At 69.3% G+C, this 16,354-nt stretch carries 18 protein-coding genes; 15 read left to right on the top strand and 3 right to left on the bottom strand.

The annotated features are described in order from the left end of the window. Positions 1-76: 76 nt before the first annotated feature. The 4 genes from UK23_RS16180 (at position 77) to UK23_RS16165 (ending at position 2,886) form a co-directional block, all read left to right on the top strand. A complete protein-coding gene (locus tag UK23_RS16180; RefSeq protein WP_045312348.1) occupies positions 77-472 on the top strand; it encodes a hypothetical protein in 396 nt (131 codons plus the stop codon). A gap of 139 nt (positions 473-611) precedes the next feature. Beyond that, a complete protein-coding gene (locus tag UK23_RS16175) occupies positions 612-926 on the top strand; it encodes a hypothetical protein (RefSeq protein ID WP_045312347.1) in 315 nt (104 codons plus the stop codon). A gap of 56 nt (positions 927-982) precedes the next feature. Continuing rightward, positions 983-1,558, top strand: coding sequence for a carbonic anhydrase (locus tag UK23_RS16170; protein WP_045312346.1), 576 nt, complete (start codon positions 983-985; stop codon positions 1,556-1,558). Between the two features lie 8 nt (positions 1,559-1,566). Continuing rightward, positions 1,567-2,886, top strand: a complete 1,320-nt coding sequence (locus UK23_RS16165; protein WP_045312345.1) for a SulP family inorganic anion transporter — start codon at positions 1,567-1,569, stop codon at positions 2,884-2,886. On the opposite strand, the gene UK23_RS16160 is transcribed toward UK23_RS16165, so the two are convergent. Then, positions 2,883-3,677, bottom strand: coding sequence for an NAD-dependent epimerase/dehydratase family protein (locus UK23_RS16160; protein WP_052684713.1), 795 nt, complete (start codon positions 3,675-3,677; stop codon positions 2,883-2,885). The two genes, UK23_RS16165 and UK23_RS16160, sit on opposite strands and share 4 nt — an antisense overlap. Before the next feature lie 88 nt (positions 3,678-3,765). Here UK23_RS16160 and UK23_RS16155 point away from each other — a divergent pair, with 88 nt between their 5' ends. Next, on the top strand, positions 3,766-4,398 hold the full coding sequence (locus UK23_RS16155; RefSeq protein ID WP_045312384.1) for a ScbR family autoregulator-binding transcription factor: 633 nt from the start codon (positions 3,766-3,768) through the stop codon (positions 4,396-4,398). A gap of 30 nt (positions 4,399-4,428) precedes the next feature. Here the strand turns inward: UK23_RS16155 and UK23_RS16150 are convergent, their stop codons facing one another. After that, entirely contained in the window at positions 4,429-5,352 is a 924-nt protein-coding gene (locus UK23_RS16150) for a ScbA/BarX family gamma-butyrolactone biosynthesis protein (protein WP_045312343.1), read from the bottom strand. A gap of 258 nt (positions 5,353-5,610) precedes the next feature. Between UK23_RS16150 and UK23_RS16145 the strand changes: the two genes are divergently transcribed. Genes UK23_RS16145 through UK23_RS16100 form a run of 10 tightly spaced genes read left to right on the top strand, consistent with a single transcriptional unit; the run spans position 5,611 to position 14,898 of the window. After that, entirely contained in the window at positions 5,611-6,603 is a 993-nt protein-coding gene (locus tag UK23_RS16145; protein WP_045312383.1) for an aldo/keto reductase, read from the top strand. 27 nt (positions 6,604-6,630) lie between these two features. Next, positions 6,631-7,323, top strand: coding sequence for an HAD family hydrolase (locus UK23_RS16140; RefSeq protein WP_045312342.1), 693 nt, complete (start codon positions 6,631-6,633; stop codon positions 7,321-7,323). 27 nt (positions 7,324-7,350) lie between these two features. Beyond that, positions 7,351-8,013, top strand: coding sequence for a hypothetical protein (locus UK23_RS16135; protein WP_045312341.1), 663 nt, complete (start codon positions 7,351-7,353; stop codon positions 8,011-8,013). After that, positions 8,010-9,497, top strand: coding sequence for an MFS transporter (locus tag UK23_RS16130; protein ID WP_082114696.1), 1,488 nt, complete (start codon positions 8,010-8,012; stop codon positions 9,495-9,497). Before UK23_RS16135 ends, UK23_RS16130 begins: the two co-directional genes overlap by 4 nt. A gap of 59 nt (positions 9,498-9,556) precedes the next feature. Next, entirely contained in the window at positions 9,557-10,468 is a 912-nt protein-coding gene (locus UK23_RS16125) for an AfsA-related hotdog domain-containing protein (RefSeq protein ID WP_052684711.1), read from the top strand. Next, positions 10,465-11,409, top strand: a complete 945-nt coding sequence (locus UK23_RS16120; protein WP_045312340.1) for a beta-ketoacyl-ACP synthase III — start codon at positions 10,465-10,467, stop codon at positions 11,407-11,409. Before UK23_RS16125 ends, UK23_RS16120 begins: the two co-directional genes overlap by 4 nt. Beyond that, positions 11,402-11,629, top strand: a complete 228-nt coding sequence (locus UK23_RS16115; RefSeq protein ID WP_045312339.1) for an acyl carrier protein — start codon at positions 11,402-11,404, stop codon at positions 11,627-11,629. Before UK23_RS16120 ends, UK23_RS16115 begins: the two co-directional genes overlap by 8 nt. Beyond that, positions 11,629-12,846, top strand: coding sequence for a beta-ketoacyl-[acyl-carrier-protein] synthase family protein (locus tag UK23_RS16110; RefSeq protein WP_196777759.1), 1,218 nt, complete (start codon positions 11,629-11,631; stop codon positions 12,844-12,846). The genes UK23_RS16115 and UK23_RS16110 overlap by 1 nt, the downstream gene beginning before the upstream one ends. Before the next feature lie 46 nt (positions 12,847-12,892). Then, entirely contained in the window at positions 12,893-14,275 is a 1,383-nt protein-coding gene (locus UK23_RS16105; protein WP_052684710.1) for a 3-hydroxyacyl-CoA dehydrogenase NAD-binding domain-containing protein, read from the top strand. Further along, positions 14,272-14,898, top strand: coding sequence for a thioesterase II family protein (locus UK23_RS16100; protein WP_045312338.1), 627 nt, complete (start codon positions 14,272-14,274; stop codon positions 14,896-14,898). The genes UK23_RS16105 and UK23_RS16100 overlap by 4 nt, the downstream gene beginning before the upstream one ends. Positions 14,899-14,952: 54 nt before the next feature. Here UK23_RS16100 and UK23_RS16095 read toward each other — a convergent pair whose 3' ends face one another. Continuing rightward, complete coding sequence (locus UK23_RS16095; protein ID WP_082114694.1) at positions 14,953-16,191, bottom strand: CHRD domain-containing protein; 1,239 nt, start codon at positions 16,189-16,191, stop codon at positions 14,953-14,955. Between the last annotated feature and the right edge of the window lie 163 nt (positions 16,192-16,354).

Below are 16,354 nucleotides of genomic sequence, written 5' to 3'. Positions count from 1 at the left end.
ACCAGCGGAGAGCAGCATGACGCCCCGCGCGACAACGACGTCGCGCGGGGCGTTCGCCTTTCTCTAGCGTGCGTGCATGTGGTTGATCCGAGGCGAGTTCGCCGATCGCGGTTGGGTCGACGTCGCGCAGTGGTTCGCCGAGCTGGATTTCGAGTCGCACCAGCACATGCGGGACATCGTCGCGAGCGTCCTCGGCAGCGGTGTGGCTGACCGGCTGGGCGTCACCACCTCGATGCACGACCTCGTCGTCGTGTCGCTGGATGCGAAGACCTGGTACTACGAGACGATCCGGGTCGCGTCGCCGTCGTCGTTGGTGCCCGTCCGGGACGGGTGCTGCGTGCTGGTCTTCCAGGGTCGCAAGCGCCGCGGGCAGGGCAGCCACGAGGTCCAGGAGCGCCTGGTCGAGGAGGCCGTGCCCGCGTTCTGGGACATGGTGGGTGAGAAGTTCGGCATCCGGCCGTCGCCGTCGTGAACGTGCCTTTCCGTGAAACAGGAATCTCTTTCGGGTGAACCTGCTCCTGGATACGGGCGAACTGAGTTCCGCATATCGCGAAGGTTGTCCAGTTCGGGCGAAACTGGTAGCTGTAGATCAACTCGGTTGGGGGGTGAGCATGCGCAGCGTTCTGCTGGCCGTCGTGATCGCCCTGTGCGCCGTGCTCGCCCCGGCCGTGTCGACCGCGTCGATCGGCGCGCCCCCGCCCAAGTCCAAAACCTCCGTGCCCAAGGAGGAAGCGCCCCGCGAGGAGCGTGAGACGAGCAGGCTGCGCATCAAGGTCGCCGCCGTCGAGCGCATGGCGAGCGTGGCCAAGCCGAAGCTCGTCGCCGAGGTCCCGCCGCACGAAGCGCCGGCGACCATTCGAGAGTCCGCCGCCGAGCCGATAGCGGTTTGGCGCACACCCCCCGCACTGCAGGTGTTCCGGAACTGATCCCGGTTTCCCCACCGTGATCAAAACCGAAAACACCTTTAGCAGTGAGGGATTCCATGGACTTCCATCGCTTTGTTCAGCATGCCCGCGCGCACGCGAAGTCGCGGTCACGCGCCACGGGCAAGAGGCTTGCGGCTGGTCAGCAGCCCACGACGATGTTCATCACGTGCGCCGACTCGCGCATCGTGACGGCCGAGATCACCGGGGCCGAGCCCGGGTCGTTGTTCGAGCTGCGGACCGCGGGCAACGTCATTCCGCCGTACTCGCTCAGCGCGCCGTCCAGTGAGATGGCGACGATCGAGTTCGCGGTGTTGCAGCTCGGGGTCAGCGAGATCGTGGTGTGCGGGCACTCGCACTGCGGTGCGGTCGCGGGCCTTCATGGCGCGAAGATCGACCATCTGCCGGCCATGCGCGGGTGGCTCGGGCCGCGGCATCGGACCAAGCAGCCTGGTGATCCGGCCATGCGGGGCGAAGGGCAGGAGCACGTTCGCCGGCAGCTGCGGATCCTGCTGGCGTACCCGTTCGTCGCCGAGAAGATCGCAGCCGGAGAGCTGCGGGTGCACGGATGGTTCTACGACATCGAGACCGGCGAGGTCTCCGCGTGTTCCGAGCACGCCTTCCTGCCGCTGTAAGGGAAGAGATGAACAGGTATTGGGCCGACCTCGGGGCGTCGGTCGTGGTGTTCCTCGTGGCGCTGCCGCTGTGCGTGGGTGTGGCGGTGGCGTCCGGGGTGCCGGCCGAGCTCGGGATCGTGACCGGGGTGGTCGGCGGGATCGTCGTCGGGCTGTTGCCCGGCAGCACGATGCAGGTGAGCGGGCCGGCTGCCGGGCTCACCGTGCTGGTGGCGGATGCTGTTGGGAAGCACGGGATTCAGGCGCTCGGCGTGATCGTGCTGGGGGCCGGGCTCATCCAGGTCGTACTGGGCTCAACCCGGTGCGGGCGGTGGTTCCGCGCGATCTCGCCGTCCGTGGTGCAGGGGATGCTGGCCGGTATCGGGCTGGTGCTGGTGTTCGGTCAGCTGAAGCACCTGAAAGCCCCGTTGGCATTGGCTCTCGGGCTGCTGACGGTCGTCATCATGCTGCTGTGGCAACGAACTCCGCTGCGCGTCGTGCCGGGCGTGCTGGTGGGCGTAGTGGTTTGCACCGCGCTGGCACTGGCCTCGCCGGTCGCGCGCATCGACGTCGGCACGCTCTCGGCTGACGTGCATCTGCCGGACTTCGGGTTGCTGAACGTCGGAGTGGCCGGCACCGCGGTGGTGTTCGCGCTCGTGGCGTCGGCGGAGAGCATGTTCAGTGCGGCGGCGGTGGATCGGATGCACAACGGGCCGCGCACGCGGTACAACCGCGAGCTGGTCGCGCAAGGTGTGGGCAACACGATCTGCGGACTGCTCGGGGCGTTGCCGATGACCGCGGTGATCGTGCGCAGTGCGGCCAACGTCCAGGCCGGTGCGCGGACGAAAGCCTCGCGGGTGCTGCACGGCGTGTGGTTGCTGCTGTTCGTGGTGCTGGCGCCGGGGTTGCTGACGTTGATCCCGGTCGCCGTGCTGGCCGCGGTGCTGGTGCACGCGGGGTGGAAGCTGCTCGGCCTCAAAGAGCTGGTCTCGTTGTGGCGCAAGGACAAGGCCGAAGGCGCGGTGCTGGTGCTGACCGCAGGGCTCATCGTGGCGACGGACCTGCTGACCGGCACGGTGGCCGGATTGCTGGCGGCGGTGATCAAGACCGCCTGGGACGTGTCCCGGTTGTCGGTCGTGGAGACGCCGGAAGGCGTTGCGCTGAAAGGAAATGCGACCTTCCTGAGGCTGCCGCGACTGCTGGACGCGCTGGACCGGGTCGACCAGGAGCACGTCCGGATGGATCTGAGTGGCGTGCGGCACCTCGACCAGGCCTGCGGGCAGGCGATCGACCAGTGGGTCGACGAGTCGCGCAGGGCCGGGCGGACCGTGGAACTCGTCGGCCGCTAGCCGGCGAGGCTCGGCTGCACGCCGGTGAGCTGCCAGATTCGATCCGACCGGTACCAGTGGTCTTCGGTCATCATCGTCAGGTGCCGCTCAGGCACACCCGTTCCCCGGCCGGCGCCGTCCGGGATCGGGTCGCCGAACATCCGTGCCACGGTCCGCGCGATCTCCCGTGCGGGTTGTGGCTGGGGATGGTTCGCGTGCAGCACAAGCGGTCCGCGCACGTCCATCAGGGCGAGCGCGCCCATCAACGAGCCCAGGGAAGAAGCGGCGATCGTCGAGATCAACGCGCTGCCATCGCCCGGCCAGCCGCCCAGCGTGCGGACGAGGTGCCGCACGGCAGGGGCGAACCACTTGTCTCCCTTGCCGTAGACCAAATGCGGCCGCACGACGACGCCACCGGCGGCAAGCACAGCTTCCTCGGCCGCGAGCCTGCTGCGGCTGAGCGCGGACACCGGTGCCGGCGCCAGAGAACCCTCCGCCGCGTCCCGATGCGGTCCGTTGCCGTAGACCGCCGCCGTGCTGAGGTAGACGAACCGGCGACCGTCGGCGGCACGGACGAGAGCCTCGGTGCCACGGCGGTTGATCGCGTCGCACATCTCCTCGTCCGGCCCGATGTACGACGCAGCGTGCACGACGGCGTCCACACCGTCGCAGGCGGCGGCGAGCGTTGACGGGTGGGTGAGCTCGATCGGGAAACCGGCGCCTGTTCGCACCCCGGAACGGACCGGCGATCCGGTCAGCGCGGTGCGGATGTGACTGCCGATGAAGCCGGTCGAGCCTGTGAGCAGGATCATCGTGGTCCTAAGTCGACATGCCGCCATTGGGAAAAAACCAACCGTACGGTACTTTATAGGTCTGTCCGTGCGGTGAAGGAGCGTGGCCGTGGCCAAGCAACTCAGGGCTGAGTTGACCAGGGAGTCGATCGTCGTCGGTGCTGCCGAGACGTTCGAGCGGTTCGGGTACGGCAGCGCCAGCCTGAGCGACGTGATCGCGCAGGCCAAGGTCACCAAAGGTGCGCTGTACTTCCACTTCAGCTCCAAGGAGGACCTCGCGCGGGCGGTGATCGACGCCCAGCACGAGATGACCATGGCCTCGGTGAAGCAGATCGTCGAGGACAAGGCACCCGCGCTGGACCTGTTGATGAGGCTGTCCCGGGAGATGACCCGGCAGCTGCTGGACGAACCGGTGGTGCGCGCCGGCGTCCGGCTCACGCTGGAGCACGGCACGTTCCGCACGATCAGCGATCCCTACCGCGAGTGGATGGACACGACCGAGCAGCTGGTTCGCCGCGCGCAGGAGGAGAAGGACGTCAAGGAGAGCGTCTCCCCGGAGGAGGTCGCCCGGTTCTTCGTCGCCGCGTTCACCGGCGTCCAGCTCGTGTCGCAGGTGATGACGAACCGCCGCGACCTCGGCCGGCGGGTGCACGAGATGTGGCAGCTGCTGCTGCCCGCGCTGGTGCCGCCCCGCAAGCTGCCGCACTTCCACAACGTCGCCGCCGCCGAACTGGGCGGGTGAGCGGCCCCGGCCGGGACCGCTCACCCCCGCTCAGGCGGCCATGGTCAGCACGGCCTCGGCCGCCACGACCCCGTCCTGGATGGCCTGCACGGACAGCACCGCCACCGACGGGGAGATCCACTTCAGCACCTCGGCGCTGACCAGGCACTCCCGGTCGAGCTCCAGGAACCGCGGGAACGACGCGTCGAGGTCCAGCGGTTGCGCGCCGGGCCTGCCCAGCACCGCGCGGCCCGCCTGGCGCATCGCCTCCAGCGTCACCATGCCCGGCACGTGGTCGAGCGGGTGGTCGAACAGCACCGGATGCCCGGTCCGCACCCGCAGCGGCCACGTCCACCGGCCGGTGGGTTCACCGAGCACCACGTCGTCGACGCTGGTGACCCCCACGATCTCGGGCGTGAGAGGGGTCGGTGAGCAGGCCGGGCCGGGCAGGCGCGGTTCGCCACCCCAGCGCAGCCGCCGGTAGACACCGGGACCGGCGACCCGCACCCAGCCGGAACCGGATGCGATCCGCACCCCCGCGCGCCGGAACGTCATGTCGACCCGCATGCCGTTGATGCCGCGCGCCCGGCGCAGCACGTCCCGTGCCTCGACCTCGATCAGCAGGTCGGCCGGCTCGTCGCCGACGGTCATCTCGTCCTGGTGGACGGCCAGCGTGATCCGGTCCATCAGGAAGCTGTGCCCGAGCGGCACGTCGTAACCCTTGTGCGCGAGCAGGATTCCCGCCTGCCGCACGGTTTCCGCGACCAGCATCGGGTCGTGCCTGCCGTCGCGTGGTGCGTAGAAGCTGTGGCTGCGCGGCCATTGCGCGCCCAGCAGGAACGAGTCCTCCCCGACTCGCGCCCAGTCCGTCAGGAACACCTCGGCGAGCGCCTTGCGGTGCACCAGATCGCGCGACACGCACGAGTTGAACGAGACCAAGCTCGATATGTCCAACGGCCGTTCGACGGTCGTCATCGCAGTTCCCCCATGTCGTCCCCTCGGTCGTTCGGAGCCGACGCTAGCAGAAGAAAAACCGACCGAAAGGTTTCTTGCCCGGCTTGATCCGCCTCAGTTGCCAGTGACCCTCGCCACCTCGGCGGATGCATATGTCCTGAGCTGCGGGCATGACCTGGCTGCAAGTGGAGCAGCGGAACGAGGTGGCTTGCTCAGTTGACAAAACGGGGCGGTTGGTTTGTTATTGAGTCACCGGTGATCGAGCAGGGAGTGGAAGTCATGGATCAGCGCAGGATCGGGGCGAACGGACCGCTGGCGGGTGCCATCGGCCTCGGGTGCATGGGGATGTCGGAGTTCTACGGGCCGTCCGACGAGCAGTCGTCGCTCGACACCATCCGGGCCGCGCTGGACCAGGGCGTCTCGCTGATCGACACCGCCGACATGTACGGCAGCGGGCACAACGAGGAGCTCGTCGGCCGGGCGATCAAGGGCCGTCGCGACGAGGTCGTGCTCGCGACGAAGTTCGGCATCCGCCGCAACGGTCAGGACCCGCGGCTCGGCCGGCTCGTCGACTCGAGCCCGCAGTGGTGCCGCGAGGCCGTGGAGCTGTCGCTGCAACGGCTCGGCGTCGACCACATCGACCTGTACTACCTGCACCGCCGCAACCCGGAGGTGCCGATCGAGGACACCGCCGGTGCGCTGGCGGAACTGGTGGCGGCGGGCAAGGTTCGCCACATCGGCCTGTCCGAGGTCAGCGTGGACACGTTGCGCCGGGCGCACGCCGTGCACCCGATCGCCGCGCTGCAGACCGAGTACTCGCTGTGGACCCGCGACGTCGAGGACGAGATCCTGCCCGCCGTGCGCGAGCTCGGCATCGGCCTGGTCGCGTACTCGCCGGTCGGCCGCGGCTTCCTGACCGGCAAGATCACCGCACCGTCCGATTTGGACGACACGGACTTCCGGCACTCGCACCCGCGGTTCCAGGAAGGAAACCTCGCCCGCAACCTCGCGCTGGTGGACAACCTGCGCAAGCTCGCGGAGAAGTTCGGCTGCACGCCCGTGCAGCTCGCGCTCGCGTGGCTGTTGTCGCGCGGCGAGGACGTCGTGCCCATTCCCGGCACCCGCCGGGTCCGCTACCTGACCGAGAACGCGGCCGCCGCGGATCTCTCGCTCAGCCCCGCGCAGATCGCCGCCGTCGACGAGGCCGTGCCCGCGCACGCCGTGGCAGGACCTCGTTACGACCCGGCCGGCATGCGCACGCTCGGCCACTGAAACCACCCACCGCAGAAAGAGAACATCGTGACCAAGCTCAGCCAGCTCAAGCTCGCCGCCGTCAACATCGACGGCGTCCTGCTCAACGACACCTTCTCGCCGGTGATCTACGACTTCATCGTCAAGCGCGGCGGCACCTACACCGCCGACACCGAGCGGTCGATCTTCTCCCAGCCGCAGCTCGCGGCCGGGCAGGGCATGGCCAACGCCGCGCGCATGCCGTGGACCGCGCAGGAGGCGTTGAAGGTCTACTTCGAGGAGCGCGACGCCTACGTCGTCGACCACCCCGTCCGCCTGCTCGACGGCGCGATCGACCTGGTGCGCCGCCTGCGTGACCTCGGTCTGCAGACGATCTCGTACGGCGGCCTGGGCAAGGAGCACTTCGACCACTTCCTGGCCGACCACCTCGACCTGTTCGACGGCCCGCAGTACGTGTGCACCAACGACTTCCGCCCCGGCATCCGGGAGATCACCACGGAGATCTTCGACCTGAAGTTCGACCAGGTGCTCTTCATCGACGACGTCGCGCGCGTCGCCGAGATCTCCAAGGCGCTGAACGTGCCGTTCATCGGCCACCCCAGCGACTTCGAGCACTCGTTCCAGCCGCAGCTGATGGCCGAGACCGGTGCGCGCTACATCGTCAACGACCTGGACAAGATCGACGAGGCCATGCTGCGCCAGATCGACGCCGAGGCCGCGACCGGCTCCGTCTGGGCCTGATCGTACAAAAGAGGACTGGGGGACAAGGTGATCGTCGGGAAACCGGGCACGGTGCTGCTCGACTTCGACGGGGTGATCAGCCCGAACGCGAGCGAGCTGCTGCTCACCGCGCTGCACGGCGCGATCAACCGGCACACGCCGGTGCCGTTCGAGACGACGGCGTTGCTGTTCAAGGCGATCACCACCTTCCCGGCGCGTGCCGGTCTGGGGATGGTGTTCGACGGGCTGGGCTTGGGCGGCCAGTTCGCCGCGGAGTCCGCCGCGATCTGGCAGGCGACCGACGTCGGCGGCGTGAAATACGCACTGGCAGAGGGGATCCGCGAGTTCTGCGAAGGCAGGACGATCAGGGTCTGCTCCACAATGGACTCGTCAACTCCGCGCCGGGCGATCGTCGACGGGTTGTTCGGAGACGCGGACTTCCTGCCCATCGGGCACCGCTCGAAGGCCGACCCGGCCACTTTCACGGCATTGCAGGACGAACTCGGCGAGCTGCCCCGCCCGTGGGTGCTCGTCGACGACTCACCGCTCGCGCTGCGGGCGGCCAAGCTCGCGGGCCTCACGACCGTGCTGATGCGCGGCAACGTCTTCAGCGTCGAGGACACGGCCCCGTTCGCGACCTTCATCGACGCGGAGGTGGGCTCGTTCGCCGAGCTCGCGCCGCTACTCGAAACCACCGAGGTGTTCTCATGAGTTCAGCTGTGATCGCTGAGCACCCAGTCGTGGCGCGGGCCGGCACGACCCGCACGCTGGCGGCTGTCGCCCTGTCCGCCGTGATGCTGCCGATGGCGGTGACCGGACCCGGTGTCGCACTGGGCGAGCTGGCCTCGTCCGTCGGGGCGTCGGCCGGCGCCGCGCAGTGGGTGCTCAACTCCTACAACATCGCGTTCACCGCGTTCATGCTCGCCGCGGGGTCGCTGTCGGACCTCTTCGGCCGCCGCCGCGCGCTGCTCGTCGGCATCGGGGTGTTCAGCCTCGCGTCGCTCGTCGCGGGTGTCGCGCCGTCGATCCTGGTCGTCGACATCGCCCGTGCGGTGCAGGGCGCCGGTGCGGCCGCGATCCTGACGTCCGGCTCGGCGATGCTGGCGCAGACGTTCAACGGACCTGCGCGGGCCAAGGCGTTCGGCGTGCTGGGCGCGTCGCTCGGTTTCGGCCTCGCGCTCGGCCCGGTGATCTCCGGTGCGCTGCTGGCGGTGTCGAACTGGCACGCGATCTTCCTGGCGAACGTCGTGCTGGGCGTGATCTCGTTCGTGCTCGCCTGGCCGTTGAGCGAGTCGCACGATCCGGGTGCGCGCAAGGTGGACGTGCCCGGGATGGTGCTCTTCACGGTGGCGCTGTTCCTGCTGACGCTCGCGTTCCTGCAGGGTCCGCAGCACGGCTGGCTGAGCGTGCCGACCCTGTCCGTGCTGGCCGGCAGTGTGGTGGCGCTCGCGTTGTTCGGCTGGGTCGAACAGCGCGGTGACCACCCGATGTTCGAACTGAAGCTGTTGCGCCGCAAGACGTTCATCGCGGTGATCATGCAGCCGATGAGCATCGTGTTCACGTTCGCCGCGCTGCTGGTCTACCTGCCGCTGTACTTCCAGGGTGCCGGTGGGCTGTCGCTGGCCGCGTCCGGGGTGATCCTGCTGCCGCTGACGTTGCCCGTGCTGGTGCTGCCGCTGATCTCCGGTGCGCTGGCTGCTCGTGTCTCGCCGCGGGTGCTGCTCGCCTCGTCGCCCGCGATCCTGGCGGTGGCACTGGTGGCGCTCACTCAGGTGCGGCCGGGCGGTTCGCTCGCGTGGCTGATCGGGTCGCTGCTGCTGGCCGGCATCGGCATCGGGCTCGCATTCGGTGTCATGGACAACGCCGCGGTGAGCGTGGTGCCGCCGGAGCAGAGCGGCATGGCATCCGGCATGTTCAACACCATCCGGCTCACCGGCGAGACGCTCGGCATCGCTTCCGTGGGCGGCATTCTGCTCACGCTCACGCAGGGGTCGAGCTCGACCGGGCTGGCGGACGCCGTGGTGCAGGGCCGTTTGGAGACGGCTCGTTCCGGCTTCGGTGAACAGCTGACGCAGCACGCGGTCGACGCATATGTCGGTGGCTGGCACGTGGTGTTCGGCGGCATGGCCGTCCTCGCGGTCACCGGTGCCGCCGCGATCTACCTGATGGTCTCGGATCGCGATCTCGCGAGCTGATCTTTCTTCGTTGGGGGGAAGAAGAAGTGACGATCCCGCACGCCGATTTACAGCCGCGGATGGCGGTTCTGGACCGCACCCGCACGGTTGACCGGACGTTGCTGCACCGCACGCACCTGTCCGAGGTGTTCCTGACCGACGCGGTGGGGGTGGACGCCGACCGGTACCTGACGGCCGCGCACCTGCCTCCCTCGCACCCCTACTACACCGATCACCTGCTGGCGCCGGGAGTTCCGGATCCGCTGCTGCTGCTCGAGTGCACCCGGCAGGCGGAAACCTATGGCGGACACGCGTTCCGCGAGGTGGACCTCGATCGGAAGTTCATCCTGCTGCGCTGGACGCTGGACCTGCCCGGCCTGGTGTCCTCGCCCGCGGGGCACGAGTTGACCATGGTGACCACGACGTCGGGCCGCAAGGGCGCCGGGTCGCGGATCCGGGCGCTGACGTACTCGACGGAGCTGTTCCTCGGTGGTCACCACCTGGGCCGGACCGTGATCGACGTGGGTTACCAGCCTGCGGAGTCGTATCGGTACCTGCGGTCACAGCGCCGGGGAACGCCGCCGCCGATGTCCTCCGCGGAGGGTCTGGCGATCACCACGGGCACGCCGGTCGATCCGCTGGCGGTCGGCCGGGGCCGGACGGACAACGTGCTGCTCGCCGACGTGGTCGTGGCGGGGGACGAGCTCACTGCCGGAGTGCGAGCGGTGACGACGAACCCGAGCATGTTCGACCACGCACAGGACCACCTGCCTGGCATGGTGCTGGTGGAGGCGGCGCGACAGGCGGGCATCGCGGTCGCCGGTGCGACGCCGTCCGCGTTGCTGACCGGAATGGAGCTGGAGTGCTACCGGTACGCGGAGCTGGACGCGCCGTTGACCGTGCACGCTGTTCGTGGCGCATGGACCGGGATTCGGTTTGAACAGAACGGCGAGGTCATCGCGTCCGGCAGTGTCCGGCTGGTGCACTCGTGACGCGCGCGGCCGTGTTGTGCGGCTTGGGTTCCTTCGTCCCGCCGACGGTCGTCGACAACGACGCGCTGTCCGCCGAGCTGGACACGTCCGACCAGTGGATCCGGAGCCGGACCGGTATCTCGCAGCGGCACATCGCATCTGGTCTGTCCACTTCGGATCTGGCGGTGAGGGCTGGTCGCGAGGCGCTGAAGTCCGTGGAGGGCGTCGACGCGCTGGTGCTCGCCACCAGCACGCCGGACCGGCCGTGCCCGGCGACCGCGCCCGCCGTCGCCGCGGAGCTCGGACTCGGTGAGGTCGCGGCGTTCGACGTCGCGGCCGTGTGCACCGGATTCGTCTACGCGCTGGCCAACGCGGCCGGGTTGATCGCGACCGGAGTTGCCGACCGGGTGCTGGTGATCGGCGCGGACACGTTCTCGACGATCCTCGACCCGGCCGACCGGACCACCCGCGCCATCTTCGGCGACGGGGCGGGCGCGGTGGTGTTGCGCGCCGGACGTGCCGACGAACCCGGTGCGCTGCAAGGTTTCCAGCTCGGCAGCGACGGTTCGCGCGCCGACCTGATCACGCAACGCCGCGGCGGCTACTTCGAGATGAGCGGCCGCGAGGTGTTCACGCAGGCCGTGCTGCGGATGGCTGAGTCGGTGCGACAGGTGGTGAAGGAGGCGGACTGGGAGCTGGAGGACGTCACGCACGTCGTGGCGCACCAGGCGAACATCCGCATCCTGCACGCCGTCGCGGACCAGCTGGGGCTGCCGCGCACGTTGATGTTCAGCAATCTCGACCGGGTCGGCAACACCGTCGCCGCGTCGATCCCGCTCGCTCTCGCCGACGCTCGCCTGCCCGCTGGGGCGAAGGTCGTGCTCACCGGCTTCGGCGGCGGGCTCACCTGGGGGTCCACGGCGCTCACGTGGCCCGTTCTCGGAAAGGAATCCGATGTCTGACCTGCACAACCGCCTCGTGACCATGCTGATCGACGACCTGGGCGTCGAGGACCGCGCGGCCGAGCCCGGCATCACGTTCGACGAGATCGACGTCGACTCGTTGCTGCTGGTCGAGTTCGCGCTGCTGATCCGCCGCGAGTTCGGCAAGGAGCTGCCGGAGGGCTCGCTCACCGCCGGCAGCACCGTCGCCGACGTCGTCGGCATGCTGCAGGAGGCCTGATGTTCAACGCGGCGATCACCGGCCTGGGTCTGGTGACCCCGGCCGGGATCGGCGCCGACGCGAACTGGGGACGGCTGAACGCCGGCGGTACGGCCGCCTCCAGAGACGCGGCGCTGTCGGGACTACCTGTCGACTTCTCCTGCCGGGTGCCGGATTTCGACGCTGTGTCGTTACTCGGTAGGGCGGCCGGGCGTCGGTTGGACCGGTTCGTGCAGCTGGCCGTCGTGGCCGCCCGCCAGGCCGTTCGGTCGGCCGGGCTTGATTCGTCCACATGGGATGGTGCTCGGGTCGGCGTGGTGCTGGGCAACTCGCTCGGCGGCTCGGCCACCACCGAGGAACAGCACCGGGCGTTCCTGACCAACGGACCCGCGGACGTCTCGCCGCTGACAGTACCGAAGTCGATGGTCAACATGGTCGCCGGGTACGTGGCGATCGACTGCGGCGCAACGGGTCCGAGCCTGGTCACCGCGACCGCCTGCGCGTCCGGTGCGACGGCCGTGGGCATCGCGCGCGACCTGTTGCGGTCCGGTTCGTGCGACATCGTGCTCGCGGGAGGCACTGAGTCAGCGCTGACCGCGGCGACCGTGACGAACCTGCAGCGGATGGGCGCGCTGACCTCGCGGGTGCACGACCCCTCGTCGTCCTCGCGGCCGTTCGACGCTGCTCGCGACGGCTTCACCCCCGCCGAGGGCGCCGGGATCCTGGTGCTGGAGCGGGAGGAGGACGCCCGTGCCCGCGGTGCCTCGGTGTTCGCCTGCGTGTCCGGCTACGGGGCGGCCTCGGATGCTTTCCACGCCACGCAACCTCATCCGTCGGGTGCGGGAGTCGAACGTGCGTTGCGCGCCGCTCTGGCCGACGCGGGTGTCGAGCCGGCGGACATCGGTCACGTCAACGCACACGGCACCTCGACGCCGTTGAACGACGCCACCGAGGCACTGGCGCTGACGCGGGTGCTCGGTGCGGGGACGCCGGTGACGTCGACCAAGGGCGTCACCGGCCACACGCTCGCCGCGGCCGGAGGCATCGAGGCGATCTACACCGCGCTGTCGTTGCACCACGGCGTGGTGCCGCCGACCGCGAACCTGGAGTCGCTGGATCCGGCGGTCGAGCTGGACGTGGTGTCCGGGGCGCCGCGGGCGTTGCGGATGAGGGCCGCGGCCTCCACGTCGCTCGGCTTCGGCGGTCACAACGCGGCTCTCGTGCTGACGGCTGTGTGAACATCGATCAGGGGGAGAAGTCATGCACGTGTCACCATTTCCGGAGGTGGGCGTAGTCGGTTCGGGACCGGCCGGCCGCCGTCTCGCCGACCTGCTCGCGGCGAGCGGACGCCGGGTCGTCGTGCTGGGGCGCGACTTCACGGCCGATCAGCTCGGCGGGTGCGGGCTCGTGATCGAGGCCGTTCCCGAGCAGGCCAAGCAGTCCGTGCTCGACGCGTTGGACCGGTTGTGCTGTGAGACCACAGTGTTGGCGACCACCGCGGTGCCGGTGCGGGTGAGTCCACCGCGGCCGGATCGGTTCCTGGCCGTGCAGTTCTGCGGTCCGGCGGCCCGCACGGGGCTGTTGGAGATCAACGCTCCGGCTGGTGGGCATCCGGCGCTCACCGCGGTGGCGGACGCGTTCGCCGCCGATCTGTCCCGTGCTGGTCTGAAGGTGCGCTCCGGGACCGGATGTGCAGAGGCGGCCAACGCTGTTGCTGTCGCGATGTTGCGTGATGCCGCAGCGATGGTGGCGGATGGCTACGTCACGGCGGAGGACCTCGACGCGGCCATGCGGGCTGGGGCGGGGATGGCGGTCGGGCCGATGCGGTTGATGGCCGAGATGGGTCTCGGGCCGGGTTCAGCGGGGTCGCGTGGATCCGTGCCGCTGGGCACTCCCCACCCCGTGCGGAAGGTCGCGGTGGTCGGCACCGGCACGATGGCTCGGGGCATCGCGGAGGTCTTCGTCTCCGCCGGCTTCGACACGCTGGTGGTCGGTCGCAGCGCCGAACGCCTTGCCGGTGACGCGTTCGCGGTGAGCACCGACTACACGACGCTGGCAGACCGGGATCTCGTGGTCGAAGCGGTTGTTGAGGACCTCGCGGTGAAGCGGGAGGTCATGGCCCTGATCGACCTGGAGTGCCGGCCGGGTGCGGTGCTCGCCACCACGACGTCCAGTCTGCCGGTGGTCGAGATCGCGCTGGCGACCTCGCGTCCGCACGACGTGGTGGGGCTGCACTTCTTCAACCCGGCGCCAGTGATGGAGCTCGTCGAGGTGGTGCGCACTAGCCACACAGGTGCAGACGTGCTGGCCACGGCGCTGCGGGTGTGCGCGGACCTGGGGAAGTCGCCGGTGGTGTGCGGGGATCGCGCGGGGTTCATCGTGAACCGCCTGCTGTTCCCGTGCCTCAACGCGACGCTCGCGTTGCTGGACGGGCTGAACCCGGGCGACCTGGACACAGCCGTGCGGGCCGCACTCGGGTTGCCGCTCGGGCCGTTGCGGCTGCTGGACGTGGTCGGCACGGACGTCGCGCTGGAAATCCAGCGAAGTCTTCGGCAGGCCACGGGCGATGCGCCGGCGCCGATGCTGGAACGACTGGTCGCGGATGGTGTGCTGGGCAGCAAGAACGGCCGCACCGTGCGGAAAGCACTGGCCGGAGCCCGCGCATGAGCACCTGGACCGCACCGTTGCGGGTGACCGCGTTGCCCGCCAAAGCTCGTCTGGTCGTCTTCCCGCACGCGGGCGCGGGGCCGGGCGCCTACCTGCCGTTGTTGCGCGATCTGCAGCCGCTGATCGAGGTGCGCGGGGTGACGTTGCCCGGACGTGAACGTCGCCGCGGCGAACCGGTCGGTACCACGGCTCAAGCCGCCGTCGAAGGCATCACGGCGGAACTGGCCGCACTGCGCCGGATTCCGACTGTCTTCTTCGGACACAGCCTCGGCGGCACGCTCGCCCTGGCGTGTGCTTCGCAGTGCGACGCCCTGGTGGTGAGCGGATCCGTGCCGCCGAGCACCCGCGAGATCCCGCGGACAGACCTGGCCGCGGCGGATCTGATGCTGGCGCTCGAACTTCTGGCTGAGCACCGCCGGACGGTGGTTCCCGTCCCGTTGACCGCGTTGGCCGGTGCGGAGGACGAGGTGGTGCCGGTGAAGCTGGTTTCGTTGTGGGAGAACCACACGAGCGCACCGTTCCGCGAGGTCGTGCTGCCAGGAGGGCACTTCTTCCCGTTCGTGCCTGCTCGCCGGGACGAGGTGTGCCGGCAGATCGAGCACGCGGCCCTGGTGAGTGCATAGCGAGGTGCCGCGGCCGTGGGGGTCGCGGCCGCGGCACCTCAATTCAGTTGGTCACTAATGAGACGTGAACTGGCCGCGAACCGCTCCACCGGGGAACGGACCGGTGTGCAGGTTCGAGTAGAAGTCCTTCGGCGACTTCTTCAGCGCGTCCAGCGTGGCCTTGTCAGCGGTGGCCGTGCCCGAGACCGCGAAGATGCCCTGCGGGATGGCGGTGCCGAAGAAGGTGATCTTCACCGGGCCGTTCTGGCCGGCGACGCCCTGGTGGACGTGGCCGAGCGTCGGTGCGTCGATGTTCACCCACGCCAGCGAGAAGTCCACGCCGCTACCCGAAGGCTGCACGAAGGTGACGGCCTGGCCGTCCGGGTCGCCTACCTTCGGGCCGTCCTGCACCGGCACCTCGTTGCGGCCGTTGGAGAACGCGCGGACCTTGCCGCCCTTGATGATGTCGAGCGGGTTCACGTTCTTGCCGAGCGGCTTGAGCTGCGCGCGAACGGCGCCGCCGGGCTTCTCGGTGCTGTGCAGGTTCACGTAGAAGCCCGCCGGGTTCCTGCGGATGTCGTCCGCGAGCTTCGCGTCGATCACGGTCTGGCCGGCCGCCGCGGACAACGTCTCCGGCATCGGCGTGCTGAACAGGTTGACCTTCACCGGGCCGTTCTGGCCGGCGTTGCCCTGGTGGATGTGGCCGAGGGTGAGTTGCGAGGTCTTCTTCCACTCGACCGCGAACGTCACGCGGTCACCGCGGACCTCGACCAGTGCCTTCGCTGAGGCGTCCGTGTCACCCACGGCCGGACCACCGGCCGTCGGGACCTCCTGCTTGCCGTCCAGGTCGGCCGAGAAGAACATCGGCTTGCCCTTGACCGGTGCGGGAGCGGGCTGGGTGGGGTTCGGCGCCGGGTTGGAGGGTGCCGGGTTGTGGCCGCCGTGCTCACCGTGTTCACCACCAGCGGCTTTGGTCGCCGTCGGGTTGGTAGCCGAGCCGCCGGCGTCGATGTTCAGCGTCGGCCCGTCGGCGGTGAAGTTCTGGAAGACCGAGCCGCCGTTCTTGACGACGACGCGGACCTCGATCGGTCCCTTGCCGGGCTTCACGGTGAACGAGCGCGACTCGCCCTTCTTCGCGCCGTCCAGGCAACGGCCTTCGAGCACGTCGGCGGCGCAGAAGGTGGCCTCGTACCCGGCCTGGTTGGTGATCTTCACGGTCACGGCGTCCTGGGCAGCGGACGCCGGCGTCACCACGGCCAGCCCGAGCGCGGCGCCCATCAGGCATGCGGCAGCGACAGTTTTGTTGCGGGACATGGGATGTACTCCAAGGCTCCTCAGTGGGAGTCGGGGGGTCTGGCGGACCCGACATGACCAACACGGACCCCGGCCGGATTCGGTTCAAAGAAAGTTCGTCAGTGAACCGGACGACGTCTCCGCACGTGTCGACGGCGGGAACAGGAACGACACTTTGGAGAAG

The sequence above is a fragment of the Lentzea aerocolonigenes genome (assembly GCF_000955955.1).
In the GTDB taxonomy this organism is placed as follows: Bacteria; Actinomycetota; Actinomycetes; order Mycobacteriales; family Pseudonocardiaceae; genus Lentzea; species Lentzea aerocolonigenes_A.
The sequence above is the reverse complement of the archived record's forward strand: the minus strand, read 5'-3'. Positions and strand labels throughout refer to the sequence as shown.

Excerpts from the sequence above, each read along its gene's own strand:
- UK23_RS16175 (WP_045312347.1), top strand. The coding sequence starts at position 612 with ATGCGCAGCGTTCTGCTGGCCGTCGTGATCGCCCTGTGCGCCGTGCTC.
- UK23_RS16095 (WP_082114694.1), bottom strand. The coding sequence starts at position 16,191 with ATGTCCCGCAACAAAACTGTCGCTGCCGCATGCCTGATGGGCGCCGCG.
- UK23_RS16160 (WP_052684713.1), bottom strand. The coding sequence starts at position 3,677 with ATGATCCTGCTCACAGGCTCGACCGGCTTCATCGGCAGTCACATCCGC.
- UK23_RS16170 (WP_045312346.1), top strand. The coding sequence starts at position 983 with ATGGACTTCCATCGCTTTGTTCAGCATGCCCGCGCGCACGCGAAGTCG.
- UK23_RS16165 (WP_045312345.1), top strand. The coding sequence starts at position 1,567 with ATGAACAGGTATTGGGCCGACCTCGGGGCGTCGGTCGTGGTGTTCCTC.
- UK23_RS16115 (WP_045312339.1), top strand. The coding sequence starts at position 11,402 with ATGTCTGACCTGCACAACCGCCTCGTGACCATGCTGATCGACGACCTG.
- UK23_RS16130 (WP_082114696.1), top strand. The coding sequence starts at position 8,010 with ATGAGTTCAGCTGTGATCGCTGAGCACCCAGTCGTGGCGCGGGCCGGC.
- UK23_RS16150 (WP_045312343.1), bottom strand. The coding sequence starts at position 5,352 with ATGACGACCGTCGAACGGCCGTTGGACATATCGAGCTTGGTCTCGTTC.
- UK23_RS16100 (WP_045312338.1), top strand. The coding sequence starts at position 14,272 with ATGAGCACCTGGACCGCACCGTTGCGGGTGACCGCGTTGCCCGCCAAA.
- UK23_RS16125 (WP_052684711.1), top strand. The coding sequence starts at position 9,557 with ATGGCGGTTCTGGACCGCACCCGCACGGTTGACCGGACGTTGCTGCAC.
- UK23_RS16145 (WP_045312383.1), top strand. The coding sequence starts at position 5,611 with ATGGATCAGCGCAGGATCGGGGCGAACGGACCGCTGGCGGGTGCCATC.
- UK23_RS16110 (WP_196777759.1), top strand. The coding sequence starts at position 11,629 with ATGTTCAACGCGGCGATCACCGGCCTGGGTCTGGTGACCCCGGCCGGG.
- UK23_RS16180 (WP_045312348.1), top strand. The coding sequence starts at position 77 with ATGTGGTTGATCCGAGGCGAGTTCGCCGATCGCGGTTGGGTCGACGTC.